The sequence below is a fragment of the Mesorhizobium norvegicum genome (genome assembly GCF_004919685.1).
Lineage (GTDB): Bacteria > Pseudomonadota > Alphaproteobacteria > Rhizobiales > Rhizobiaceae > Mesorhizobium > Mesorhizobium norvegicum.
On sequence record NZ_SMYZ01000001.1, the window covers coordinates 25,322 to 48,976 of the forward strand.

Consider the following 23,655-nt stretch of genomic DNA (forward strand, 5'->3'; position numbering starts at 1 on the left):
GCGCGGAAAGCAAACAAGAGCAAATAGATCTCCGCGCTCCAGCGACTTATATTCGTGGCAGGGGATGGCGATGAACAAAGTTATGGAAAGAGGGGCAAGGATGGGCAAGAAATATACCTGTGCATTTGCCGCTGTTGCATTGATCTCGATAATGTCCGGTTGCCAGAGCATGGACGCCACCAAGACCAGCTCGATCGGCACCAAGCCCGCGGTTCATACGCTCGGCAAGAAGGTGCACTACGTCAAGAAGAAGCGGCTGCATCTGATCAACCGCAAACCGCTCACACAGATGACCAGCGTGACGCGGACGAGAGAGGAGGCCTATGCGGCCTTCGTGCGGCCGCAGCGTGTCGGCAGGCCGGCGCCGGTGAAGGTGTCCTACCGCCTGGGCAATGGCGGCCCGTTCCTGGGTCATTCGCCCTGGATTTGTGGCCCGAGCGGCTTCGGCCAACGCGCCAGCTGCCGTTCGCGTTACTAGTGCATGTCGCCCAAAAGTGACCTCGGTTTTGGGAGAACGACATGCATAAAAACAAAGACCTAAAGCGCGTCGCCTGAATCCGTTCAAACGCGCCGCGCTTTAGAACATCAAGCCAAAAGTGGCGGCGCGATTTGACTGAAGAGTCCGCCGCTCTGGTCTTCGCCGGGGGGCGCGAGTCGAGGGCGAGAGGTTGGCGCAGACGTGCGCCTTGCCTCTTGCCCTCAGACCGCCTTTGCTGGCGATACCAGTCGACGAACCCTGCCAGTCCTTCCTCGATCGGCGCCTTCGGCCCTGAAACCGAAATCCCTCTCTAGCGCGCTACCGATGAAGCTACTGCTCCGGTCAACGCTATGGGCGCAGAACCTCTATGGCGTTCCAGTCAGGTCACGATGGTCGGCTGGAGCGGAGCCAGCCGTCATTGGGGCCGGGCGCAGGCCGCGGCCGCGCGACATAGGCCGATGCTCCGTTCGCCTCGTGATAGACGCGTGCCAGCATTTCCGCCAGCACGCCCGACGTCACCATCTGCACCCCGGCGATGAGCAGGAAGAAGCCGGTGAACAGCATCGGGCGTGTTCCGATCTCTTCAGCGAAAAACAGCTTCAGGCAAAGCAGATAGGCAAGGATCAGCGAACCCAGCGTGCCAAGCACGATGCCGATGCCGCCGAAGAAATGTCCCGGCCGTGTGCGATAGCGCATGAAGAAATACATGAACACCAGATCGAGCACGACCCTGAAGGTGCGCGAAATACCGTATTTGGACTGGCCGTGGATGCGGGCATGATGCGTCACCACCTCCTGCGCGATGCGTCTCGGGGTCGTCACCGTGGCCAGCCATGCCGGGATGAAGCGGTGCATCTCGCCATAGAGCTTGACGCTGCGGATGACGTTGCCGCGATAGACCTTGAGGCTGCAGCCATAGTCCTTGAGGCGCACGCCGGTGACGCGCGCGATCAGCGCGTTGGCGATGCGCGAGGGGAGTCTGCGCATGAAAAAACCTTCCTGGCGGTCCTTGCGCCAGCCGACCACCATGTCGAGATCCTCGCTCAGCAGGCGGTAGACCATGCGCGGGATGTCGAAGGGATCATTTTGCAGGTCGCCGTCGATCGTTGCGATGACGTCGCCGCGCGCCGCGTCGATGCCGGCTTGCATCGCGGCGGTCTGCTTGTAGTTGCGCACGAGCTCGACCGCATGCACATGCGGGCCGTAATGCGCTGCCAGTCGCCTGATCTCGCTCACCGTCGCGTCGGTGCTGCCGTCATCGACCAGCACGACCTCCCACGGCTGGTCGTATCGTTCCATCGCCTGGTGAATCCGTGCCAGCAGCGGTTCGACGTTTTCGGCCTCGTTGTACATGGGCACGACGATGGACAGCGTATGGTCCGGCATTACCGCGCCGTCAGGCAGTCCCGAAGCAGGGATGGGCAATACATTCATTGGGATGGCTTCCTTGCAGGTCCGACAGCCGGGTTCCCCGGCAGCGTCGATTTCGAGGGAAACAACCAGGCGATCGCACCGGTGACGATAGCCGAGCAGAAAATGAACAGGTGCAGCGCCAGCGCCGCCTGCAGGCCGTCCTTCATCGTGATCCCGGAGGTGAGCAGCGCCGCCGCCGCTCCCGCTTCATAGGTGCCGAAGCCGGCGACGCCCTGCACCGGCAGTATGGCCGCGCCTTCGGCCCCGACGACGCCTGGAAAGGCGGTCGAAAAGGATGTCCCCAGCAGCATTGCCAGCAACCATCCCTGCACGGCGAGCTTCAGCGACCAGTTGGCGATCGTCCACCACCAGCCGTAGCGCGAGCGCCCGGTCGCTTCGGTGAACACATCGCGGAGCTTGCCGAGCTTCGCCACGATCTTGCCGCGGCCGGCCCAGTCATGCGGCGCGCGCGCCCAGCGCGGCAGGTACCAGGCAGCGGCAATCAAGACGGCCACGCCCGCGATCCTTATCGCTGGATGCAGGCCCGGCCACACCGCCAGGGCCAGCACGCCGACGACGAAGGCGTCCTGCAGTCTGAACCACAGCAGCGAGGCGCTCGCGCGCAGGATCGGCACGCCGAAGACCTGGCGCAGGAGCAGAGGAAAGGCCGTCTCGCCGCCGCGAAAGGGCACGACGTTGATCATCGCATTGTGGATCAGAATGACGCGCAGGCAGGCGCCGAAGCGGCCATGCACCTCGTCGCGGAACTCGTCGCAGACGCGCAGTGCACGCAAGACATAGGTGACGAAGAACGCGATCGTCGCCACGGCGAAGGTGCCGGGCGGGATGCGGGCGAAGGCGTCGCCGACCATCCGCCAGCGCGAGTCGCTGGCGAGCCAGGCCAGCAGGGCCAGCGTCACGACTATCGAGATTGCTCTTTTCAACCAATTCTCCGCCGGTTTCCACCGCCGAGTTCAAGTGGCAGCATCGCGTGGTGCCCGAATATCCCTAGCGCCATCCGGGATCGGTTCGCCTGGCCCATCGCGTTGCCGGCCTTCAGCAGGCGAATGCGGGGCCGCTGAACCGTCGGGACCTGTCCAAGGCCCACAGCCCCAGACTGTCGCGGTTCTCATGGACGGCTGATCCTATAGACCAGCAAATCATCCGAATCCACAAGCTTGGTTCCGGTCTTGTCCAGATAGTCGATGACCCCGTCATGATGCTCGACGAACAGCCGGTCCTGCTTGTCGGCGGCGTTCTTGGTCGTGCCGAACAGGTCTGCGCCTTGCGCGCGCAGTTCCTCGAGCTGCGCGATCGCGGTGGCGTCGTCCGCGACGAATTTCGACCATTCGACATCGCCGCCGCCAGGCGGGAACACCCAGCCACGCGCCCTGCTGTAGTAGACGGCGACGGGATCGCCGACCTCGGGCGCGATGGCGACGACGAGGTCGCCCGGTTGCGCCAACCGCGCCAGTTCCTCGCCAAGCAGCTTGCCGTTCATGGCGATCGGCGTCTTCATTGTCCTGACGAGGGGAAAGGTTGACCAGACGAGCGTGACGGCCGCGATGCAGATCGCGCGCAACACGACCGCCGGCGACAGAACGGTTCCCGATGCAAGCGTTGCCAGGAGAAGCGCGCCGCGGCCGCAGAACATCGCGAACGGCACATGGAAGATGTGGTAGTTCCAGGGATTGCTGGTGATCTCGCGCGCCGCCGCCAGATAGACGACCATGGCCGCAGCCAGCCAAACATAGGGGATTGCCGAAAGGGTGCGTTGCTTCGGGTCTTCGACGGGTCTGGGCGGCAGCCAGAAGCCGACCGCGATCAGCACCATGAGCGGGTAGCCGTAGAACCACCAGATTGAAGTGTTCCATACGGATTTGAAGTAGAAGCTGTTCCTGAAGAATGTCCAGAAACCGGAATCCCAGATATAGCCGCTGCCCGCGACATGAAACGGCGGATAGCTGCGGCCGAGATAGATGGCCCAGCTGAAATAGGCGCCGATGATGGCCAGGCTCAAAAGCCCCGACAGGAAGACCTTGGCCGCCTGCTTTCGCTTCTTCTCCAGGATCCAGCAGACCATCAGGTAGAAGATGACGGCGCCTGCGGCGAGGCCCGGCGGCTTTGCCAGCACACCGAGCGAGAAGCTGACCGTGGCGAGCGGCAAGAGCCAGCCGCTGCTGCCGGCCCAGTATTTCGCGAACAGCCAGACGCCGAGCGTCACCAGGGCCAGCATCGAGGGATCGGGAAGAAACGAGCTGTCGATCATGATCGTCGCCGGCATCAGCGCGTAGGCGAGCGCCGCGGCATGGGCGTGGGTCTCGTCCCAGCATAGCGCCGTTAGTCTGTGCAGCGAAAACACCGTCACCAGGCCAAAGAAGGCCGCAACCATGCGGCCGAACCAGTCGTGCCAGCCGAAGAGTTGGTAGAGCAGGGCGGTCAGATAGCTAACGATCTGGAACTCGCGGCCCTGATAACTTGGCCCGGGCCCAGTCCAGCTGACCTCCGGGAAGAAGATGTTCCAGCTGCGCTGCTGGAAATTGTCGGCCATCATTGCGGTGCTTGTTTCGCGCCAGCTGAAGGCATCGACGAGCGGCAAGGTGATGTTGTGGAACCTGAACACGACCGCAATGAACAGGATCCCCAGCAGGATCGCCGTGTTGGGGCTCAGGTAGTTGCGAGCAGCCATGTCCCGGTCGGTCGACTGCTGCAGGTATTGCCGACCTTCGGCCTGATTCAATTCCGGGTCGTCCGTCATTTGAAACCGCGTCCCCCCTGACGCCTGCAGATGTTGCTTTGCGCGCGATTGTCAGAGATGCACGAGTATACGGCGCAATCCTTAATTTTGACGACTGCGGACTGCGCGCGGATCTCGAATAGTTGTTGTCCTCTCCCTTCGCACAGGTTGACATTGCCATTCTAGCGACTGTTAAATAGTTGGCACGGCTGTCAGAGCGCTGATAGCGCTGCCTTGGGCCAAACAGAGATGTCAACGCCAATTGTACCGACAGGTCTGAACAGATCGCCGCCGTTTGGTGTTGACTGTTGGGGACGCAAGGAACGCGGTCGGGCCGCAAGTTGCACGCAATTTATGTTTCTCCTGGCCCTCTGCGGCCAGATGGCGCTTTCGGGAACGGCGCACGCCGCTGCCGCCAAAGACAGTGGGCCTGTGGAAGCAGTTGCCGCCACTGTTCCGACTGCCTACGAGCTGTCGCTTCTTTACGCCGACCGCACATGGGTATGGAAAAACGGAGCGGCCTATTTCGCACAGGGCAATCGACGCCTCGAGGCCTGGACGTCCGGGCAGGACACGGCATCTTTCGCTGCGGGCAGATGGCTGGTGACCAGTAACGGCAAGATGTGCATGGAGCTCGCCTGGCGGTCGAAGGGCTACACCGGCAAGCAAAATCGCACCTGCTACAGCCACCGGATCCAGGGCGGGAACATCGAGAAACGCAAGGATCCGGATGGGGAATGGTACAGTTTCAAGCGATCTCCCGAGGATATTGCCGACGAATACCGGAAATTCGAAGCAGGCAACACAAAGGGCGTGCAGTTCGAAGAGGCCCGCAAGCTGGTCGATTCCAAGAATTAGGTCGTATTTCAGCCGCGCTGGGACACGACCTACTGGCCCCGTAGGCCCCGTCTTCGTTGCTGATGGTATCGTTCAGCATGGTCGCATGAGCCATGACGCAGCCAATGATTTTCGCGATCCCGCTCCCGACCCCAATCCTGACGGGTTGAACAAACCACCCAAATCCGTTCCTGTTTTGAGAGCAGGCTGCTCTTGCCGGGCGCCTGTCAAGGAACTGGCGAATCGCTTATGGTGAGGCGTCAAGCGGTTCGGCTGGAGCGGTCGGCGCGCCGATCGCTGATTGATCGCATTCAATTCTATCTGACAGAACGACGAGACGATGGGCCTACCATAGGGTTTTCATGAAATTTAATAATTAGTGATATCTAATGTTTCTGCGTGATGTGCGAGTGGTTGCTCATGCGGCGTGGAAGCGACGAAGGCATAGTATGTCGTGACGCGCCCTTGGCTTATACTTGATAACAAGGGACACATGATGAACAATTCCGGGATGGGTGCATTTCGCCCAAGCAAAAATATCGTATCTATTAAAAATACCGTATCTATTGTTGCGGCTGTCGCCATGATCTCTGTGGTTGCAGGTTGTCAGGGTATGGACGCGACCGAAACCAATTCGGTTCTCATCAAGCCTGTGGTCCACGCGGTCCACAGCCAGCAGCCGGTCCAAGCCGGATTCTTCGTGCGTTCGCTCAGAGCCGAGCCGACGATCCAGATGACCAGCACAGTGCGAACGACTGAAAGAGATTACGCCTTTGCACCGCCGCAGCGGATCAACGTCCGCGCGCCGGCGCCGGTGAACGTCTCTTTCAATCCGGGGGATGGCGGCACGTCCTTGGGCGCTTCGCCCTTTGTCTGCAGCCCTAGCGGGTTTGGCCAGCGCGCGAGCTGCCACCCCCGTTATCTCTGATCTGTCGAGCGGCGATGGATGCTGCCGCCTCGGTTGGCGGCAGTTTCATTGGTTTCGTCTTCAGCCCAAAAAACGGGGCAGCCGTCCTGACGATCGTGTCGATGTCGGAAAGCTCCGGCACGAAGCCAAGCTGTTCGCGTGCGCTTCCCGGATCGGCGTAGAGCTCTGCCGGATCTCCCGGGCGCCGGCTCCTGAAGACGGCCGGAACCGATCTTGACGTCATTCGGGCGACCGCCTGGACAATCTCCTTGATGGACACGCCTCGCCCGGTGCCGAGGTTGACCGCAAGGCTTTGTCCGCCGCCCTCGAGATGCATGAGGGCTTTCAGATGGGCGCGGGCCAGATCGCTGACATGGATGTAGTCGCGTACGCAGGTGCCGTCCGACGTATCGTAATCCGTGCCGAAAACCTCGATCTCGTCGATGATGCCTGATGCGGCCATGAGCACTCTGGGAACCAGATGCGTCTCCGGCGAATGCCACTCGCCAAGCTCACCGTCGGGATCGGCGCCGCAGGCGTTGAAATAGCGCAGGATGGCGAATTTCATTCCGTACGCGGACGCATAGTCGCCGATGATCTGTTCGCCCATCAGCTTGGTGCGCCCGTAAGGGCTGATCGGATTTTGCGCGGAGGTCTCGCGAACGGGCAACGCTTCCGGCACGCCGTAGGTTGCGCAGCTGCTGGAGAAGATGATGTTCTCGATGGAACAAGCGCGCGCGGCATCGAGCACCGCGATGGTGCCTGTTACATTGGTCGAATAGTATTCGGCCGGCTCGCAAACGGACTCGCCGACATAGGCCAGCGCCGCAAAGTGGATCACTGCCGTTGGCCGGTACGTTTCCATCGCTCCCCGTAGCGCATCCCGATCCCGGATATCGCCGACGACAAGCGGACCCCAGGCAACGGACTTCGCGTTGCCGCGGCTCAGATTGTCGAAGACCACAGGCATATAACCGGCCGCGGCCAGCAGCTTGCAGGTGTGGCTGCCGATGAAGCCGGCCCCACCCGTCACCAGGATTGCCGGCCGGGTCATGAAGCGGCTGCCCCTTTGGCTATCTGACTTCCGTAGAGCAAGGTGTCAAAATACTCGACGGTACGCGCGAGCCCCTGGCTCAGGCTGATTTTCGGCTCCCAGCCGAGATTGGCCCTGGCAAAGGAGATGTCCGGCTTGCGCTGTCTGGGGTCGTCGACCGGCAGCGGCCGATGCACGATCTTCGATCGGGCGTTGGTGTAATCGACGACCAGCGTCGCCAGTTCCATGATGGTGAATTCGGCAGGGTTGCCGAGGTTGACCGGGTGCGCGGGCGCGCTCGGCGCGTTCATCAGCCGGATAAATCCCTCGATCAGGTCGTCGGCATAGCAGAAGGAGCGCGTCTGCAGGCCGCTCCCATAGACGGTCAGGTCTTTGCCGCGCAACGCTTGGACAATGAAGTTCGAAACCACGCGCCCGTCATCGGGCTGCATGCGGCGGCCGTAGGTGTTGAAAATACGGGCGACGCGGATATCGAGGCCATAGGTTCTCGAATAGTCGAAGAACAGCGTTTCGGCCGAGCGCTTGCCCTCATCGTAGCAGGACCGCGGTCCGTGCGTATTGACGTTGCCGAAGTAGCTCTCGGGCTGTGGGTGCACGAAGGGGTCGCCATAGACTTCGGACGTCGAGGCCTGGAATATCTTGGCCTTGTTCTGTCGCGCGAGCTCCAGAAGGTTCAGCGAACCAAGCACGCTTGTCTTGAAGGTATGGATCGGGTCTGCCTGGTAGTGCGGCGGAGAGGCTGGGCAGGCAAGATTGTAGATCTCATCGCACTGAAGGCCCGAAGGCAGTGCATCGACGATATCGTGCTCGATGCACGTGAATCTCGGATTACGCAGAAGGGTATTGAGATTGTATCTCTTGCCGGTGTGGAAATTGTCGAGCGCGACGACGTCGTATCCGTCCCGCAAAAGACGTTCGCACAGATGCGATCCTAAAAATCCCGCACCTCCGGCGACCAGGGCGCGGCTTCGGCTTTGGTTCACGCCCCTTTGACTGTTCCCGGATTCCAGCTTCAGAACCTTGACAATCTTACCCATGCTTTCCTCGCACGCACCGCACACGCTACCGTCGGGCCGGGGCAAAGCATTGCCCGGCCACGTCCTTAAGAACGTGGCAAACCTCCGCATCTGCGGAATCGCCATCACTGATGTGCGTTAATTGTTCTCTGGGTTCGCGGAGCTGGTGCTACGACACGACCTATGTGTTGCCGTTCAGCATTTTCTGCGCCCCGAAACCGCGATCACACGCCTAGTGCCATCATCGTCGATTGCTCGCCCAAATTGCACATCCCAACACATCGAAAATATACCTGTGGAAATCATAGTCAACTAAATTAGCAATTCCTTAATCATATCCGTTTGCGAATGGTTAATCATGAGGCTGGCATCCGCTTCCCGAGGCTGAATGATGGTGTCCAAGGGGCGATCCTCGTTGTGAATCAGCGTATTGGCTCCGCCGCTGGGAACATACAGCCGGACGCGTCTAGCTGTTCTTAAGGCAGAATCAAAGCTTGGCAGCGAGGAGCGCCAAGAATGAGCCGCGTGGCGCAATTCAGGGTGCAACCCGGGAAATATTCAGGTGAAAGATGAAACTTTCCGGTCTTGGTGATGGTAAAACTTTCAGAGCGCAGTGAGATTGTTGCCAAAAATCGCTCGGGTTGCAAATGTAAACGTCAGGATGTGAATATTTATCCGAAATGGATTGAACGATAGAAGCCGGATCGCAGCTGATTATAAAAGGAAAAGAGCCAATGGCCTAAGATTTGTAAAATTCTGCTCACAAGGACGAATTCGAATTTCAACTTCTTTTGATGCTGCTGTTCATGATCTTTTCGCACACCAAGATCTCTCATTCGCAAGGCGCGCGTCCGTGGTACCATTTCGTTGGAAAGCGCATGCGCGCGTCTATTCCACAGTGGAATACCGGTCATTTTAGCAATGGCTTTTGAGCGCATAGGTAGAACCTTGTCTGCATCGTTGCGCGGCCGCGCCGCCAACCGGCTTGCTGCCGCACCCCTGATCCACCTCCTGAATGGCTGCAGCAACTGGCCATCGCCTTTTGACCGTCGGGGCGCTATTGGCAAGGTCACGATATCCTGTGGTGATGTGAATGCGCTTTCTGTTTGTCCTGATCCTGCTTGCCGGCGCCGGGGTCGGTGTCATCTATCCCTGGGCGATGAGCAATTTCTCCGGCCAAGAGATCGGCACCTGGCGGGTCTACGAGCAGGGTCGCTTCAAGCCGCTGACGGTGCCGCTCGCCGCCCGCGACGCGCCGGTGCGGGTGCTGGTCGACCTGACCGCGAGAGCCGAGCGCATCGTCTCGCAGCAGCGCACCGTGCTGACGCTGACCGCCGCCAGCAATGGCCGCACGGTGCTCGCCTCGACGCTCCAGTTCAACCACTCCGACAACCCGCGCCAGGCCAGCCCGCAGCTGCCCGACAAGATCTTTCGCGACGCCGCCGGTGTGATCGCGACCGTCAGCCCAGGTCCCTATATCTTCACCGTCGGACCGGGTGATGCCGACGACATACCGATGCGGGCGGTCGATCTCATCCTGCGCTCCGGTGTCGGCGAGATCGACAGCCGCGCGCGGCCGGTCGGCTTCTCGCTGATGGCGATCGGCTTGATCGGGTTTTTGCTGACCCTGCGCTCTGGCCGCGGCCGGCCGGAAAATCCGAACTCGCAGCCGCCACCGCCGCGATGGGGCAGGGGCTGATGCATGTCGCCCAAAAGTGTGCAGCGGTTTCGGGACAACGACATGCATAACGGCAGCGAACCATGAACTACCGCCACGCCTATCATGCCGGGAATTTCGCCGACGTCGTCAAGCACGTCGTGCTGACGCGACTGCTCGACTATCTGAAGCAGAAGGACAAGGCGTTTCGGGTCATCGACACCCATGCCGGCATTGGCCGCTACGATCTGTCGTCGGTCGAAGCGCAGAAGACCGGTGAGTGGCAGGGCGGCATCGGCAGGCTGATCGAGGCCCCGTTTGCCGCACCGGTGGCGGCACTGCTTGCGCCTTATCTGGAGACGGTGCGGTCGCTCAACCCCGAGGGTGGCATCCAGAAATATCCGGGATCGCCGCTGATCGCGCGTCACCTCATGCGCAAGCAGGACCGGCTGACGGCGATCGAGCTGCACCCCAAGGATGTCGCGAAGCTGAGGACGCTCTTTGCCGGTGATTTCCAGGCCCGGATCATCGAACTCGATGGCTGGCTGGCGCTCGGCGCGCATCTGCCGCCGAAGGAAAAGCGCGGCCTGGTTCTCATCGATCCGCCATTCGAGGAGGCGGGTGAATTCGAGCGCCTCGTCGACGGGCTCATGAGGGCGCACAAGCGGTGGCCCGGCGGCATCTATGCGCTGTGGTATCCGATCAAGGACCGCAAGGCGATCATCGCCTTCCGCAAGGCGCTGAAGCAATCCGGCATCCCGAAGCTGCTCGACATAGAATTCGAGATCAGGCCGGCCTCTTCGGAGCCTAGCCTCGACGGCAGCGGCCTGCTGGTGGTCAACCCGCCATTCACGCTGGAGGGCGAGCTGCGGACGCTGCTGCCGGCTTTGCACAGATTGCTTGCGGTGGGGAGGCCGGCGCACTGGTCGCTGGAATGGCTGGCCGGGGAGTAGGCTTGACGGGGAGGGCTTCGGACCTCGCCGTTCGGCGCCAGGCGCGAAAAAGCCCGCGTTCCGGAAGGGTGAGAAGGCGGGCTCTTTAACGACCCGGGGCTCGCGCAAGACCGGCTTTGGCCAACGCAGTTCCCAACTGGGAAACCATTGTTTCCGCAACCGCTTGACCGCCGCCAAGCGAATCCGCACAGTGCGCGCAATCGACCTTGAGAGGCTGCCATGACTCGCTTCGCCAAATCCGCACTTGCTGCCCTGATTTCGCTCTGCACCCCGCTTGCCGCGCCGCTCGGCGTTACCCAGGCCGTGCAGGCGGCCGATCTTACGGTCTATTCCGATGAGGACAGCGGCGTCTGTGGCGAAGCCTGGGTGCTGAACAAGATCACCAGCCGCTTCTCCTACCAGGTGCATCACGTGCCGCATCTGCCGGACGTGCAGATCACCGATTTCCAGCGCATCCACCAGCACCGTTACCTGCCGGCCAACGACAGCTGGCCGATCGGCCGCCGCTACTGCGGCGCCACCGTCAGTCTCTCCGACGGCCGCGATCGCACCATCTGGTACCTGATCGAGGAAGGCCAGGGTTTTGCCTCGATCGGCGACAATGTCGAATTCTGCGTCTCGGGCTTCGACCGCTGGATGGTCTACAACGGCCGCTGCCGCGTCCTGCGCTAGAACGCGGCTTTCCTGTTTCCAACCTCTTTCGCGCCTGCGGCTTGATCGGCTGCGGGCGCTTTTGTGTGCCGTGTTGACAGAAGGCGCGATCTGTCGCATAGCTACGAGACAGACCTGTCTCAACACTTGGCATCATGACATCATTGCCTTCCGACAAACGCCAGCATGTCGTTGAAACGGCCTACGCGCTGTTCAAGCGCGCCGGTTTCCATGCCACCGGCATCGACCGGATCATCGCCGAGGCCGAGGTGGCCAAGATGACGATGTATCGCCACTTTCCCAGCAAGGACGAACTGATCGTCGAGGTGCTCGACTATCGCGCCAGGCGTTTTGAAAGCCAGCTCGACGGCCTCGCCGAAGAGGTCGCCACGCCCGAGCAGAAAATCGGAAAAATCTTCGACTGGCACCAACGTTGGTTCCGCAGCCCGGATTTCCATGGCTGCCTGTTCGCGCATGCGCTGGCCGAGTTCGGCGATCCCCGGCATCCGGTGTTCAAGGCTGCCGCCAGGCAGAAGAACGGCCTCAAGCGGCGCATGCAGTCGATCCTCGAAGAGGTGATGCCGCGCGGCCGCGCCGGGAGTGTGGCGGGGGCACTGCTGATGTTGATCGAAGGTGCGACCTTGCTGGCGCAGATGGGGCAGGCGGACACCGCCATTCGCGACGCCCGCAAGGCGGCCCTGGGCATCATCGCTGCTTCGCGCAGGCCGCAATGAGCCCGTTGGTCATCGGGCTCGCGCTGTTTGCCGCTGTTCTGCACGCGACCTGGAACGCCTTTCTGCGAACCGGGGCCGACAGGTTGTGGACCGTCACCGTCATGAGCTTTTCCAGCACGGCGCTTGCCATTCCCTTCGCCGTCTTCCACGCCCTACCGGCCGCACCGGCCTGGTTCTATATCGTTCTCTCGGCCTGCCTGCAGGTCGGCTACAGCGTGTTTCTGGTGGCCGCCTACAGATATGGCGAGCTGGGACAGGTCTATCCGATCGTTCGCGGCAGCGTGCCGCTGCTTGTCACGCTCGGCGGGTTCTTCCTCGCCAATCAGCAGCTCACCATGCCGCAGACCGTCGGCGTCGCGCTGGTCGCCGGCGGCATCATGGGCCTCTCGCTCGGAAGAGGCAGGGCCGCGACGACATCGATACTCTATGCGCTGGCAACGGGAGCTATCATCGCCGCCTATGCGACCGTCGATGCGATCGGCGTTCGCGCGGCGGGTAATGCCGGCGCCTACACCGCCTGGGTCCTGCTGATCTACGGCGCCCTGCTGCCGGCGACCTTCGTCGCCTGCCGTGGCCGGCTCATCGTCGACCTGCGGGCGCCGGAAACCTGGAAGGCGCTGGGCGGCGGCCTGTTCGCACTTTTGGCCTACGGCGTCGTGGTCGCGGCCTTCGCGCTTGGACCGGCCGGCCCGATCACCGCGATCCGCGAAACCAGCGTCGTCTTCGCGGCCTTCATCGGGCGCCTGTTCCTGGGCGAGATGCTGACGCCGCGGCGGGTCGGCGCCTGCGCCATCGTCGCGCTCGGCGCCATCTGCCTCGGCTATCAGCCGTGACGAAAATGCGCGTCGCGAAGATCCTGAACTTTCCTGATGGCGCCGACAGGCAAACTGGCTAATCTGAATGCCCGAGAGCAACAGATCACTTTCGGGAGTCTTCATGGACCTTGCCACCATCCTTGCCTTCGCGGCTGCCTTCTTCGTGTTCGCTGCCAGCCCCGGACCGGACAACATGACGATTGTCGCGCGCACGATCTCCAGCGGCGCCGCCTCGGGTATCGCCTATGGCGCAGGCACGGTGGTTGGCATTCTCATCTTCCTGATCCTCGCCGCCTTCGGCCTGTCAATCATCGCCGCCAAGATGGCGGTCGTCATGACGGTGCTTCGTTATGGCGGAGCGGCCTATTTGATCTGGATGGGCATCAGGCTGTGGACCGCCGTGCCCGTCGTGCCGGAACTGCAGCCCGTCTCCGGACGGCGCGGGCTGCTGACGATTTTTGCCACCGGCATCGCGCTCAATCTCGGCAATCCGAAAATGCCGTTGTTCTACGTTGCGCTGCTGCCGAATGTCGTCGGCGCATCGCTCGACGCTGGTCATCTCGGCGTGCTGATGATGGTGATCCTGGCCGTCGAGGTCGTGGTGATCGGCGGCCATGTCATCCTCGCTGGTCGCGCCCGCAGTCTGTTGCGCACGCCGAAGATCGTGCGTCGCGTGAACCGCGCGGCGGGCGGCGTGATGATCGGTGCCGGCCTCGCCGTGGTCGCCACGCGCTGAGAAGTTTTGCGCGATCGTCGCGCTATTTTCTGCGCGGCGTCGCCTCGGCCTGATCGAGGATTTTGCGCAGGAACGCGGCGTGGCCGCGAAACGCGCGCCGTCCGCTCGTCGTCGCCCTGATGCGCGTCTGCGGCCGGCGCCCGACGAACAGCTTTTCGATATCGACATAGCCGGCCCTGGCCAGCGTATCGAGATGCGCGCCGAGATTGCCGTCAGTGACGTCCACGATGGCCTTCAACTGGCTGAAGTCCAGCGTTTGCCGCCTTTCCAGCATGTTCAGGGTGGCCATGATCCTGAGCCGCGTGCTCTGGTGGATGATTTCGTCGGCACTCATCGGTCAGCTCCGATGCGGCCGGGGTCGTTGCCGTAGGGCTCTGCAATCTCGAACGGCGACAGCGCCGCTTGATCCTGTGCGATCGACATTGAAGCACTCCAGTATCCTATGCAGAATACTCTGTGATGTAGAGTCGTCTGTCAATTCACTCACAGGCGGGTGGTGCCATCGTGCTTGACAAGGTGATGCAGCGATCGGCTATCAGCTTGCAGTATAGATCGTCTGCTTGCACGAGATGATCGCACCGATAAGGCAGCGGGTCATGATATCAGCGACCGAAGATCGATGCGCAAAGCTGCTGACTGATCTTCGGAGCTTCACGGGAGGAACGGTCTCGCAGGATGTAGAGAATGTCGACGGTACACTCTAGGCAATGGTCGAAGATCAGCAGCGAATTTTTGCAACGATCAGCACGATCGTGTGCGATCCGTAACCAAAATTTAAGCTGCAGAAATCAGTCTGTTGCTTCGCTGGCTAGCAAGCCGCGAGTCAGATATGCATGAGCGCGCCGGGTCATTACGGCCATCGGCACAACGGAAGGGGCATCGCATGGCTAAGCAGTCATCCAAAGCGCCGGCGTCCAAGGCACCGGCAAAGAAAGCACCCGCAAAAGCAGCAACGGCGAAGGTCGCAGCTGCAGTGAAGAAAGCAGCACCTGCTGCCAAGCCGAAGGCGGCCGCGCCCAAGGCAAAAGCAGCGCCGGCCAAGAAGCCGGCAGCAAAGGCCGCTGCAAAACCGGCAGTAAAGAAGGCGGCACCGGCCAAGGCAGCGGCAAAGCCGGCTGCGAAGGCGGCACCGGCCAAGAAGCCGGCTGCAAAGGCTGCGGCAAAACCCGCAGTGAAGAAGGCGGCACCTGCCAAGAAACCGGCTGCGAAAGCTGCACCTGCCAAGAAACCGGCAGCGAAGGCTGCACCGGCAAAGAAGGCGGCGGCAGCGAAGTCTTCAGCACCGGTGAAGAAAGCGGCACCCGCGGCCAAGCCGAAGGCAGCACCCGCGAAGGCCGGCAAGAAGTAATCGCGTTTCTTCCCTCGCCGGGGGCAGTGCCGAGACAGTCAAGGGCGGGTGCCTGACTGGCGCCCCGCTTGATGCTTGGTCACTCGGAAGGCGAGAACAGAGGCGGACGGAGGATATCTTTTCGCAGCTCCCAGGACTTCGCCATCGGGCGAAGTCCGGTGGGGCTTTGTCCGCGTCAACAATGGCGGATCAAATCTTGGCGCGAAGCCTTTCAGTCTTTGTTGTCGACCGGCTGATCCGCGTGCCGCCACTGTCTGCTCCGCACAGAATTCGGGTCGGCTGCCTGGTGGTTACTGGTGGTTAAGTGACTTTGGAGCTCACGATTCGCAGAGCAAACGAGGACGATGCGGAAGCCGTGAGCCGCGTGATCCTGGCAGCTCTGCGACAGACCAATGCGAAAGACTATTCGCGAGACATCATCGCTCGTGTGGAACAGAGCTTCAGCCCATCCGCTGTCTTGGCGCTTTTGAGAAAGCGGCGGGTTTCTGTCGCGGTTGTGCGTGGCAGGATCGTTGGAACAGCCAGCCTCGATGGAAGCATTGTTCGATCCGTCTTTGTGGATCCTGAACTGCAAGGCCATGGTATCGGCAAACGACTTATGGCGGAGGTCGAGGAAGCGGCGCACGCGGGCGGTGTCGCCGTGCTGACCGTGCCGTCCTCGGTGACGGCAGAGTCATTTTACTCCGGGCTTGGATTCAAGGCAGTTCGAGACAGTTACTACGGTGATGAACGCACCATCATCATGGAGCGCTCGCTAAACGGCCCCGGTCAACGACGCTGATACAGGCGCCGACTTGCCAAACCCGTCGCTCACTGGCGGCCGGGTTTTCCGCTTCTGGCCATTGCTCGAGCGCGCCTGATCGGTCAACACTGCCCGCCTGCAAAACAGGAACCCTATCATGCCCAGACTGCTCTATGCGTCGTCTTCTCCCTACAGTTCCAAGGTACGAATGGCAGCAGCCTATGCCGGCATTGCCGTTCATCTGGTGCCGATCAAGACCGAGGAGAAGCCGGCCGACTTGATGATCGCCAACCCGCTCGGCAAGATCCCGGTTCTGGTGCTCGACGACGGCCGCTCGATCCATGACAGCCGCGCCATTACCCAGCACCTCAACCGGGTTTCGAAGAGCGCGCTTTTCCCGCGCAATCCCGACAAGCGGCTCGAGGCGGAAGTGCTGGAGGCGTTGGCGGACGGCATTTGCGACTGTGCGCTGTCGATGGTCTATGAACGGCGCACGCGCCCTGAGGAGATGGTCTACCAGCCCTGGCTCGATCGCCAATGGGGAAAGATCACCGCAGCACTCGATCTGCTCAACGCCAACCCGCCGAAGCTGCCGAAGAAGATCACTGCCGGCCAAATGGCGCTGCGCGCCTGCCTCGGCTATCTCTCGCTGCGCTTTGCCGGAAAATGGGAGAAGGGTCGCGCCCGACTGACGCGGTGGGCAGCGCGCTTCGACGAGAAGTTTCCAGAGTTGAGGCCGTGCATCCCCGGGTGATCGGTTCGATCACCCAGGGTGATCAGTTGGATCCTCCCGCGGTGGTCGATCGATCTCCGCGGCGACAATTCGGGCACAAAAAAGCCGGGCGCGAGGCCCGGCTTTTCGTGTCGTGGCTTGAACGACTTAGAACTTCATACCGACGCCGAAGGTGACGCGGTTGTCGGTGGCCTTGACCTTGCCGATACCATCGAAGCTCTTGCTGCCGAAGTCGGTGTAGCGATACTCGACACGGCCGAAGATGTTGTCGGTCAGCTTGATGTCGGTGCCGAGGCCGGCGGTCCAGCCGAGCATGGTTGCGGTATCGCTGGCGGGAATGACAGAGTCCTCCACCTTCAGGGTTCTGCCGGCGAGACCGCCGGTGCCATAGAGCAGGATTTCCGGGGTCACAGCATAGCCGAGACGGGCACGCAGCGAGCCTTCGAAGCCGCCCTTGGAGTTGATGCCATTGTCGTCACCCTTCACGCCGTTGTAGCCGAGTTCGGCTTCAGCACCGTAAACGAAGTTCTCCTGCTGCCACTGGTAGCCGCCGAAGACGCTGCCGACGAAACCCTTGGTATCGGTGTCAACGCCGAAATCCTTTTCCTTGGTACGGCCGCTGAAGCCATAGCCGACGTTCAGACCGGCATAGGGGCCGGCCCACGAAGCGACCGGAAGTTCAGCAATCGGCGCGGGTGCCGGCGGCTCTTCCTGGACGACGTCCGCGGCGTAGGCGGTTCCGCTGAGGGCGAAGAGCCCGAGCGCGACGGCCAACGGCCGTGCGAATTTGAAATTGGCTTGCATTGTTCTTTACTCCTTAAGCCACAGGACACAGGCTTGTTTCTCACGATCGCCATCTACCCGTCCGGGGGGTGAAACGGATCTGGCGTTCGTCGGTTCCAAATGTCGTGTCAAAATGCGGCTGAAGCGAACCTGAACTTGGGTCATTACCCGGCGCGAATGAGGCGGAACCTTGACGTTGCATCTTCGCAACAGCGAAATGGCAGGAGCCGTTCAATGCTGCGCTGCACACCGCTTGGTGCAAGGAGTCCAGCGTCCTATATTCCGCTCGGGCGGCTTCGAGTCAAAGATGAGTCAGGACGCCCAACCGGCCGTTTCGCCACAATGCTGCCCAAGGTGCGAACGCCATTTAACGCATGCTGGGCCATATTTCGCCGGCACCGTGTTTTCGGGCCGAAATTGAGGATTGACACCATATGAGCAGAGCCACTGCCACCGCGCTGGTGACGGGCGGGGCGAAACGGATCGGCAGGGCAATCGTCGAGGATCTAGCCGCCCATGGTTTTGCCGTCGCCATCCACTGCAACCGCTCGCGTATCGAGGCTGATGCGTTGGCTGCCGCAATCAACGCCAGCGGCGGCCGCGCTGCGGTAATCGCCGCCGACCTGACCGATATGGATGCCGTAGGCGACCTCGTCGGCCAGGCGCAAGCAGCGCTCGGACCGCTATCGCTGCTGGTCAACAATGCGTCGCTGTTCGAGGACGATTCGGTTCTGGATTTCGACTGGCGGGCCTGGGATCGGCACTTTGCCGTTCATGTGAAGGCGCCGGCGCTGCTGGCGCAGAACTTTGCCCGGGCGTTGCCGGGAGAGCAGGAGGGCCTGATCGTCAATATGATCGATCAGCGTGTCTGGCGGCCGACGCCGCGCTATTTCTCCTACGCGCTGTCCAAGTCGACACTGTGGACGGCCACCCAGATGATGGCGCAATCGCTCGGCCCTCGCATCCGCGTCAATGCCATCGGCCCGGGACCTACCCTGAAGAACGCGCGCCAGGACGACAGCGATTTTTCCGCCCAAGTCGATGGCTTGATCCTCAAGCGCGGCCCGGAATTGCCGGAATTCGGCGCCACGATCCGCTATCTCTGGGAAGCGCGCTCGGTCACCGGCCAGATGATTGCGCTTGATGGTGGCCAGCATCTTGCGTGGCAGACGCCCGATGTGACAGGCATGGCGGAATGAGTCCTGTAGACCACAAGAACAAGCCGCGCGGTGGTACCGACGATCTGCCACCCGAGATCGACCTCGAGGACGAGGCGGTCGAGGAGATCGTCGAACCAGCCGGTCCCGATGTCGCCTTCACCGCCATCGACTGGACGCCGCATGCCGGCGACGCCGAAGGCATGGTCGGCGCGGAGGTGATCCAGACGCTGGTCAAGCGGCTGCCCAATGCGCCGGGCGTGTATCGCATGATGAATGCCGCCGGCGATGTGCTCTATGTCGGCAAGGCGCGCAGCCTGAAGAAGCGCGTCACCAGCTATGCGCAAGGCCGCTTCCACACCACCCGCATCGGCCGCATGGTGCGCGAGACATCGACGATGGAGTTCGTCGTCACCCGCACCGAGATCGAAGCGCTGCTGCTCGAAGCCAATCTTATCAAGCGCTTGCGGCCGCGATTCAATGTGCTGATGCGCGACGACAAGTCGTTTCCCTATATTCTATTGACCGGCGATCATGTCTCGCCTGGTATCTACAAGCATCGCGGCGCACGCTCGCGCAAAGGCGACTATTTCGGCCCCTTCGCTTCGGCTGGCGCTGTCGGCCGCACCATCAACTCGCTGCAGCGCGCCTTTCTGCTGCGCAGCTGCACCAACTCATTTTACGAGAACCGCACACGGCCGTGCCTGTTGTATCAGATCAAGCGCTGCGCCGGCCCCTGCACCGGAGAGGTCTCGCACGCGGACTATGCCGAGCTGGTCGGCGAAGCGAAGGACTTCTTGTCCGGCCGCAGCCAGAAGGTGAAGACGGAAATCTCGGCCGCGATGCAGCAAGCGTCGGAAGCTCTCGATTTCGAGCGCGCCGCGATCTATCGCGATCGACTAGCCGCCCTGTCGCATGTGCAGAGCCACCAGGGCATCAATCCGGCGACAGTCGACGAGGCTGATGTTTTTGCCATCCATCAGGAAGGCGGCCAGGTCTGTATCCAGGTGTTCTTCTTCCGCACCGGCCAGAACTGGGGCAACCGCGCTTATTTCCCCAAGGCCGATCCGGCGTTGGAAGCGGCGGAGGTGTTGGGGTCGTTCCTGGCGCAGTTCTATGACGACAAGCCGACGCCGCGGACCGTTCTTTTGTCGCATGGCGTCGAGGATCAGGAACTGCTGGCCGAGGCCCTCTCCACCCGCGCCGGCCGCAAGGTCGCGATCTCCGTGCCGCAGCGTGGCGAGAAGAAGGACCTGACCGACAACGCCTTGCAAAATGCGCGCGAGGCGCTCGGACGCCGGCTGGCCGAAACGTCGACACAAGGACGCCTGCTGGCCGGCTTTGCTGAGACCTTCGGCCTGCCTAAGCCGCCGGTGCGCATAGAGGTCTATGATAACTCACACATCATGGGCACCAATGCTGTCGGTGCCATGGTGGTTGCCGGGCCGGAAGGTTTTGTGAAGAACCAGTACAGAAAATTCAACATCCGCTCGACCGAGATCACGCCTGGCGACGATTTCGGCATGATGCGCGAGGTGATGGAGCGGCGGTTTTCGCGGCTGCTCAAGGAGCATGGCGATGTTGCCGTGGCCGACGATGCGGCGGCAGGCGAGGCGATGGCAGCCGAAGCGGGCGATGATATCGAAGACGATATCTCCGGCAGCTTCCCGGCCTGGCCCGATGTCATCCTGATCGACGGCGGCCAAGGCCAGATGACGGCGGTGCGCAAGATCCTCTCGGATCTCGGTATCGAGGACCGGGTGGTGGCGATCGGCATTGCCAAGGGCCAGGACCGCGATGCCGGCCGCGAGCGCTTCTTCGTCAGGGGCAGGGATTCGTTTTCGCTGCCGGTCCGCGATCCCGTGCTTTATTTTGTCCAGCGCCTGCGCGACGAGGTCCACCGTTTCGCCATCGGTTCGCACCGTGCGCGCCGCAAGAAGGAGATGGTCAAGAGCCCGCTCGACGAGATCAGCGGTATCGGTCCGGGCCGCAAACGCGCCTTGCTGCTGGCCTTCGGCACCGCCAAGGCGGTCAGCCGCGCCGCCATCGAGGATTTGAGGAAAGTCGACGGTATTTCCGAGCAGGTGGCGAAACTAGTCTACAATCATTTCCATGAGAGCTGACAGCCAGGATGCTATTTTCGGCTGGCCAATCGATTCTAGCCTGTTGACCCCCCACATTCGCTTCTGATTTGAGTAGGCAGGCAGAAAGAGTTCCCCGGATATGGCCAAGCGCGCGTTCAACCTGCCCAATATGCTCACCTACGCCCGCATCGTCGCGGTGCCGCTGGTGGTGCTGTGCTTTTTTCTCGAAGGACATTTGAAGTCGAGCGACTTCGCCCGCTGGTCGGCGCTGATCATCTTCCTGCTCGCCTCGATCACCGATTATCTGGATGGCTACCTGGCGCGCGCCTGGCAGCAGACCTCCAACATCGGCAAGATGCTTGACCCGATCGCCGACAAGCTGCTGGTCGCCACCTGCCTGCTGCTGCTGGCCGCGGACACCGACCGCCATGCCGGCATTGCCGGCTGGTCGCTGTGGGCGGCGATCATCATCCTGTGCCGCGAAATCCTCGTCTCTGGCCTGCGCGAATATCTGGCGGCGCTGAAAGTCTCGGTGCCGGTGACGCAGCTGGCAAAATGGAAGACCGCGATCCAGATGGTCGCCATCGCCTTCCTGCTGGCCGGGCCGGCCGGCGACAAGATCTTCCCGCTGACCACCCAGACCGGGCTGGTGCTGCTGTGGATCGCGGCCCTGGTCACGCTCTACACCGGCTACGATTATTTCCGCGCCGGCCTCAAGCACATCATGGACGAGTGAGATGACGACCCGGCTCATCTATTTTGCCTGGGTGCGCGAGCGCATCGGCGTGGCTGAGGAAGACGTCGACTTGCCTACTGGCATCGAGACGGTCGCCGATCTCCTGCGCTGGCTGAAATCGCGCGGCGAGGAATACGAGCATGCGCTGCAATATCCCGACGTGATCCGCGTCGCCATCAACCAGGAACATGTCGAGCACCGCGAGAAGATCGCAGGCGCGCGCGAGATTGCACTGTTCCCGCCGATGACCGGGGGCTGACATGACCGGTGCGGTCGTACCTGTCGTGCGCATTCAGGCGCAGGATTTCGACGTCGCCGCCGAGATCGCCAGACTGACGCAAGGCCGCGCCGATATCGGCGCCGTGGTTTCTTTCTCTGGCCTTTGCCGCGACGAGCAGGGCACCTTGTCGGCGCTTGAGCTCGAACACTATCCCGGCATGGCCGAAGCCGAAATCGCCCGCATCGCTGCTGAAGCGGTGGAGCGCTGGCCGTTGCAGGGCCTCACCGCCATCCACCGCCACGGCAAGATCGCGCCCGGCGAGAACATCGTGCTGGTGGTGACCGCCTCTGCGCATCGCCAAGCGGCGTTCGAGGCGGCGAACTTTCTCATGGATTATTTGAAATCGCGCGCGCCCTTCTGGAAGAAGGAGCATCGCGCGGACGGCTCCGAGGGCGGCTGGGTCGAGGCCAAGGAGGCCGACGACGAGGCCGCCGGCCGCTGGAAATCGTCAGACTAAAATACCGCCGCAGCCATGCATTGACCGCAATCCTTTGGCCAATTGAGCGCGGCTGGTCAGCTTGGGCATTGGCAGCCCGGGGCATTGGCAGCCCGGGGCATTGGCCAGCCTGGGCACCGGCGGCCCGGGGTAAGGGAGATGGTCATGCTGGACAGGATCGCGGAGTTCTTCGTCTTCGGTTTCGTACCTTTGGTCGTCGGCATATTGGCCGTGCCGGAACTGTCTGTTGCCGCTGAAAATTCCGTGAGAGGCGAGGTGATCTATCGCGAGCGCATTGCCTTGCCGCCCAGTGCGGTGCTCTCCGTCCAGCTTGCCGATGTGTCGCTTGCCGATGCGCCGGCCACCATCATCGGCGAGCAGAAAGTGAAGCCGGCCGGCCAGGTGCCGATCAGCTTCGAGATCAAATTCGACCCTTCCGTCATCCGGTCGCAGATGACTTACGCGTTGCAAGCCCGCATCACCGTCGACGACAAGCTCCTGTTCATCTCCGATATGCGTCATCAGGTCGATCCGCTGACCGACGTGCCGCAGACCGTCATGCTGAAGATGGTGACGCCGAGCGCCGAGCCGGCGGTTTCCGTCTTTGACCAGCTCTGGCTGGTCGACTATGTCGACGGCATCGGTGCCATCACCGCCCCGCAAGCGACGTTCAGGGTCAGTGAGGCTGGCAAGGCAGGCGGCAGCGGCCCGTGCAACACCTATTTCGCCACCGCCAAGGTCGACGGCCAGGCGATCGCGATCAGCGACATAGGCTCGACCTACAAGGCCTGCGCGCCCGAGATCATGGCTGAGGAAAAGGCGCTGTTCGATGCATTGGCCAAGGCCGCATCATACAGTGTCGATGCCGGCAAGCTCGTCATATCAGACAAGGATGGCCGCGAAATCCTGCGCCTTAGCGCCGCGAGCTAGCGCGTATTTGGATCGCCAACTCTTTTCCGGAATAATTTGGGCAAGGGAAGCGTTTCTCTCTCAGACATGGCGGGCAAGGCAAAGGGGATATTTTCGAATATCCCTTCGTTGAAGCCGCCAGACCTGCTGCGGCTCGTTCTGGCTTAACTCAAAGGAGTCCAGAGATGAAAACGCACGCTCTTATCCTTACTGCCGCAGGCGTATCGCTCCTTGCTCTTACCGGCCTCGCGACGGCGGACGACCATCTGTTCAATGCCCTTCAGCATGGTCTCAATGCCGATGGCCACGCCTTCACGACCAACAAGGCCGGCCACAGCGGCGATCTCGCGCCTGGGCAGGGTAGTCCATTTGCGGGTGCCGATACTCAGACACCGTCCACCGACACGGCAGCAGCGAACGCCCATGCGAACGTAAAAGATCGTCAGCCGAAGTGACCAG

At 61.7% G+C, this 23,655-nt stretch carries 27 protein-coding genes; 18 read left to right on the plus strand and 9 right to left on the minus strand.

Annotation, left to right across the window (positions count from 1 at the left end):
• Positions 1–70 precede the first annotated feature (70 nt).
• Positions 71–478: a hypothetical protein gene (locus FCU66_RS00110; protein ID WP_136620025.1), complete on the plus strand. Its 408-nt coding sequence runs from the start codon at positions 71–73 to the stop codon at positions 476–478.
• Between the two features lie 384 nt (positions 479–862).
• Here FCU66_RS00110 and FCU66_RS00120 read toward each other — a convergent pair whose 3' ends face one another.
• From FCU66_RS00120 to FCU66_RS00130, 3 genes are all read right to left on the minus strand, one after another.
• The gene (locus FCU66_RS00120) at positions 863–1,864 is read right to left on the minus strand and encodes a glycosyltransferase family 2 protein (RefSeq protein WP_425462832.1); all 1,002 of its coding nucleotides are present in this window, start codon (positions 1,862–1,864) and stop codon (positions 863–865) included.
• Between the two features lie 44 nt (positions 1,865–1,908).
• Entirely contained in the window at positions 1,909–2,835 is a 927-nt protein-coding gene (locus FCU66_RS00125; RefSeq protein ID WP_136620023.1) for a lysylphosphatidylglycerol synthase transmembrane domain-containing protein, read from the minus strand.
• Positions 2,836–3,020: 185 nt separating this feature from the next.
• Complete coding sequence (locus FCU66_RS00130; RefSeq protein WP_136620022.1) at positions 3,021–4,649, minus strand: ArnT family glycosyltransferase; 1,629 nt, start codon at positions 4,647–4,649, stop codon at positions 3,021–3,023.
• Between the two features lie 228 nt (positions 4,650–4,877).
• Here FCU66_RS00130 and FCU66_RS00135 point away from each other — a divergent pair, with 228 nt between their 5' ends.
• Both FCU66_RS00135 and FCU66_RS00140 read left to right on the plus strand, forming a co-directional pair.
• Complete coding sequence (locus tag FCU66_RS00135; RefSeq protein ID WP_246093705.1) at positions 4,878–5,486, plus strand: DUF995 domain-containing protein; 609 nt, start codon at positions 4,878–4,880, stop codon at positions 5,484–5,486.
• Positions 5,487–5,958: 472 nt separating this feature from the next.
• The gene (locus tag FCU66_RS00140) at positions 5,959–6,393 is read left to right on the plus strand and encodes a hypothetical protein (protein WP_168992009.1); all 435 of its coding nucleotides are present in this window, start codon (positions 5,959–5,961) and stop codon (positions 6,391–6,393) included.
• Here FCU66_RS00140 and galE read toward each other — a convergent pair.
• From galE to FCU66_RS00155, 3 genes are all read right to left on the minus strand, one after another.
• On the minus strand, positions 6,347–7,426 hold the full coding sequence (gene galE, locus FCU66_RS00145) for a UDP-glucose 4-epimerase GalE (protein ID WP_136620021.1): 1,080 nt from the start codon (positions 7,424–7,426) through the stop codon (positions 6,347–6,349). The two genes, FCU66_RS00140 and galE, sit on opposite strands and share 47 nt — an antisense overlap.
• Complete coding sequence (locus tag FCU66_RS00150) at positions 7,423–8,463, minus strand: UDP-glucuronic acid decarboxylase family protein (RefSeq protein ID WP_136620041.1); 1,041 nt, start codon at positions 8,461–8,463, stop codon at positions 7,423–7,425. Before FCU66_RS00150 ends, galE begins: the two co-directional genes overlap by 4 nt.
• A gap of 650 nt (positions 8,464–9,113) precedes the next feature.
• A complete protein-coding gene (locus tag FCU66_RS00155) occupies positions 9,114–9,470 on the minus strand; it encodes a hypothetical protein (RefSeq protein ID WP_136620020.1) in 357 nt (118 codons plus the stop codon).
• Positions 9,471–9,535: 65 nt separating this feature from the next.
• Between FCU66_RS00155 and FCU66_RS00160 the strand changes: the two genes are divergently transcribed.
• The 6 genes from FCU66_RS00160 (at position 9,536) to FCU66_RS00185 (ending at position 13,988) form a co-directional block, all read left to right on the plus strand.
• Entirely contained in the window at positions 9,536–10,141 is a 606-nt protein-coding gene (locus FCU66_RS00160; RefSeq protein ID WP_136620019.1) for a hypothetical protein, read from the plus strand.
• Between the two features lie 62 nt (positions 10,142–10,203).
• A complete protein-coding gene (locus tag FCU66_RS00165; protein ID WP_136620018.1) occupies positions 10,204–11,052 on the plus strand; it encodes a 23S rRNA (adenine(2030)-N(6))-methyltransferase RlmJ in 849 nt (282 codons plus the stop codon).
• Between the two features lie 219 nt (positions 11,053–11,271).
• Positions 11,272–11,724 (plus strand): hypothetical protein, encoded by a 453-nt coding sequence (locus tag FCU66_RS00170; protein WP_126068605.1) that lies wholly within the window; start codon positions 11,272–11,274, stop codon positions 11,722–11,724.
• 134 nt (positions 11,725–11,858) lie between these two features.
• Entirely contained in the window at positions 11,859–12,437 is a 579-nt protein-coding gene (locus FCU66_RS00175) for a TetR/AcrR family transcriptional regulator (RefSeq protein WP_136620017.1), read from the plus strand.
• The gene (locus FCU66_RS00180) at positions 12,434–13,270 is read left to right on the plus strand and encodes a DMT family transporter (protein ID WP_136620016.1); all 837 of its coding nucleotides are present in this window, start codon (positions 12,434–12,436) and stop codon (positions 13,268–13,270) included. Before FCU66_RS00175 ends, FCU66_RS00180 begins: the two co-directional genes overlap by 4 nt.
• A gap of 103 nt (positions 13,271–13,373) precedes the next feature.
• Complete coding sequence (locus tag FCU66_RS00185; protein WP_136620015.1) at positions 13,374–13,988, plus strand: LysE family translocator; 615 nt, start codon at positions 13,374–13,376, stop codon at positions 13,986–13,988.
• Between the two features lie 22 nt (positions 13,989–14,010).
• Here the strand turns inward: FCU66_RS00185 and FCU66_RS00190 are convergent, their stop codons facing one another.
• Entirely contained in the window at positions 14,011–14,322 is a 312-nt protein-coding gene (locus FCU66_RS00190; RefSeq protein ID WP_136620014.1) for a transcriptional regulator, read from the minus strand.
• Between the two features lie 440 nt (positions 14,323–14,762).
• Positions 14,763–15,329, minus strand: a complete 567-nt coding sequence (locus FCU66_RS41550) for a hypothetical protein (protein ID WP_181956516.1) — start codon at positions 15,327–15,329, stop codon at positions 14,763–14,765.
• Positions 15,330–15,640: 311 nt separating this feature from the next.
• On the opposite strand from FCU66_RS41550, the gene FCU66_RS00200 reads away from it, so the two are divergent.
• Together FCU66_RS00200 and FCU66_RS00205 are read left to right on the plus strand one after the other, a co-directional pair.
• Positions 15,641–16,117, plus strand: coding sequence for a GNAT family N-acetyltransferase (locus FCU66_RS00200; protein WP_342778100.1), 477 nt, complete (start codon positions 15,641–15,643; stop codon positions 16,115–16,117).
• Between the two features lie 118 nt (positions 16,118–16,235).
• Complete coding sequence (locus FCU66_RS00205) at positions 16,236–16,832, plus strand: glutathione S-transferase family protein (protein ID WP_136620012.1); 597 nt, start codon at positions 16,236–16,238, stop codon at positions 16,830–16,832.
• Positions 16,833–16,958: 126 nt separating this feature from the next.
• On the opposite strand, the gene FCU66_RS00210 is transcribed toward FCU66_RS00205, so the two are convergent.
• Complete coding sequence (locus tag FCU66_RS00210; protein ID WP_136620011.1) at positions 16,959–17,615, minus strand: outer membrane protein; 657 nt, start codon at positions 17,613–17,615, stop codon at positions 16,959–16,961.
• Positions 17,616–18,028: 413 nt separating this feature from the next.
• Between FCU66_RS00210 and FCU66_RS00215 the strand changes: the two genes are divergently transcribed.
• The 7 genes from FCU66_RS00215 (at position 18,029) to FCU66_RS00245 (ending at position 23,651) form a co-directional block, all read left to right on the plus strand.
• Positions 18,029–18,793, plus strand: a complete 765-nt coding sequence (locus FCU66_RS00215) for an SDR family oxidoreductase (RefSeq protein ID WP_136620010.1) — start codon at positions 18,029–18,031, stop codon at positions 18,791–18,793.
• Entirely contained in the window at positions 18,790–20,874 is a 2,085-nt protein-coding gene (gene uvrC / locus FCU66_RS00220; protein ID WP_136620009.1) for an excinuclease ABC subunit UvrC, read from the plus strand. Before FCU66_RS00215 ends, uvrC begins: the two co-directional genes overlap by 4 nt.
• A 100-nt stretch (positions 20,875–20,974) precedes the next feature.
• Positions 20,975–21,571 carry a CDP-diacylglycerol--glycerol-3-phosphate 3-phosphatidyltransferase gene (gene pgsA, locus FCU66_RS00225; protein WP_023673449.1) on the plus strand — a complete coding sequence of 199 codons (597 nt, stop codon included), beginning with the start codon at positions 20,975–20,977 and terminating at the stop codon, positions 21,569–21,571.
• Between the two features lies 1 nt (position 21,572).
• Positions 21,573–21,830: a molybdopterin converting factor subunit 1 gene (gene moaD, locus FCU66_RS00230; protein WP_136620008.1), complete on the plus strand. Its 258-nt coding sequence runs from the start codon at positions 21,573–21,575 to the stop codon at positions 21,828–21,830.
• A 1-nt stretch (position 21,831) separates the two neighbouring features.
• A complete protein-coding gene (locus FCU66_RS00235) occupies positions 21,832–22,308 on the plus strand; it encodes a molybdenum cofactor biosynthesis protein MoaE (protein ID WP_126068613.1) in 477 nt (158 codons plus the stop codon).
• A gap of 144 nt (positions 22,309–22,452) precedes the next feature.
• Positions 22,453–23,217, plus strand: a complete 765-nt coding sequence (locus tag FCU66_RS00240; RefSeq protein WP_136620007.1) for a YbaY family lipoprotein — start codon at positions 22,453–22,455, stop codon at positions 23,215–23,217.
• Positions 23,218–23,381: 164 nt separating this feature from the next.
• Entirely contained in the window at positions 23,382–23,651 is a 270-nt protein-coding gene (locus tag FCU66_RS00245) for a hypothetical protein (RefSeq protein ID WP_136620006.1), read from the plus strand.
• The last annotated feature ends 4 nt before the right edge of the window (positions 23,652–23,655 follow it).

Coding starts and splice junctions, on each gene's coding strand:
- FCU66_RS00110 (WP_136620025.1), top strand. CDS start 71: ATGAACAAAGTTATGGAAAGAGGGGCAAGGATGGGCAAGAAATATACC.
- FCU66_RS00120 (WP_425462832.1), bottom strand. CDS start 1,864: ATGCCGGACCATACGCTGTCCATCGTCGTGCCCATGTACAACGAGGCC.
- FCU66_RS00130 (WP_136620022.1), bottom strand. CDS start 4,649: ATGACGGACGACCCGGAATTGAATCAGGCCGAAGGTCGGCAATACCTG.
- FCU66_RS00135 (WP_246093705.1), top strand. CDS start 4,878: ATGTCAACGCCAATTGTACCGACAGGTCTGAACAGATCGCCGCCGTTT.
- FCU66_RS00140 (WP_168992009.1), top strand. CDS start 5,959: ATGATGAACAATTCCGGGATGGGTGCATTTCGCCCAAGCAAAAATATC.
- galE (WP_136620021.1), bottom strand. CDS start 7,426: ATGACCCGGCCGGCAATCCTGGTGACGGGTGGGGCCGGCTTCATCGGC.
- FCU66_RS00150 (WP_136620041.1), bottom strand. CDS start 8,463: ATGGGTAAGATTGTCAAGGTTCTGAAGCTGGAATCCGGGAACAGTCAA.
- FCU66_RS00160 (WP_136620019.1), top strand. CDS start 9,536: ATGCGCTTTCTGTTTGTCCTGATCCTGCTTGCCGGCGCCGGGGTCGGT.
- FCU66_RS00165 (WP_136620018.1), top strand. CDS start 10,204: ATGAACTACCGCCACGCCTATCATGCCGGGAATTTCGCCGACGTCGTC.
- FCU66_RS00170 (WP_126068605.1), top strand. CDS start 11,272: ATGACTCGCTTCGCCAAATCCGCACTTGCTGCCCTGATTTCGCTCTGC.
- FCU66_RS00175 (WP_136620017.1), top strand. CDS start 11,859: ATGACATCATTGCCTTCCGACAAACGCCAGCATGTCGTTGAAACGGCC.
- FCU66_RS00180 (WP_136620016.1), top strand. CDS start 12,434: ATGAGCCCGTTGGTCATCGGGCTCGCGCTGTTTGCCGCTGTTCTGCAC.
- FCU66_RS00185 (WP_136620015.1), top strand. CDS start 13,374: ATGGACCTTGCCACCATCCTTGCCTTCGCGGCTGCCTTCTTCGTGTTC.
- FCU66_RS00190 (WP_136620014.1), bottom strand. CDS start 14,322: ATGAGTGCCGACGAAATCATCCACCAGAGCACGCGGCTCAGGATCATG.
- FCU66_RS00205 (WP_136620012.1), top strand. CDS start 16,236: ATGCCCAGACTGCTCTATGCGTCGTCTTCTCCCTACAGTTCCAAGGTA.
- FCU66_RS00210 (WP_136620011.1), bottom strand. CDS start 17,615: ATGCAAGCCAATTTCAAATTCGCACGGCCGTTGGCCGTCGCGCTCGGG.
- FCU66_RS00215 (WP_136620010.1), top strand. CDS start 18,029: ATGAGCAGAGCCACTGCCACCGCGCTGGTGACGGGCGGGGCGAAACGG.
- uvrC (WP_136620009.1), top strand. CDS start 18,790: ATGAGTCCTGTAGACCACAAGAACAAGCCGCGCGGTGGTACCGACGAT.
- pgsA (WP_023673449.1), top strand. CDS start 20,975: ATGGCCAAGCGCGCGTTCAACCTGCCCAATATGCTCACCTACGCCCGC.
- moaD (WP_136620008.1), top strand. CDS start 21,573: ATGACGACCCGGCTCATCTATTTTGCCTGGGTGCGCGAGCGCATCGGC.
- FCU66_RS00235 (WP_126068613.1), top strand. CDS start 21,832: ATGACCGGTGCGGTCGTACCTGTCGTGCGCATTCAGGCGCAGGATTTC.
- FCU66_RS00240 (WP_136620007.1), top strand. CDS start 22,453: ATGCTGGACAGGATCGCGGAGTTCTTCGTCTTCGGTTTCGTACCTTTG.
- FCU66_RS00245 (WP_136620006.1), top strand. CDS start 23,382: ATGAAAACGCACGCTCTTATCCTTACTGCCGCAGGCGTATCGCTCCTT.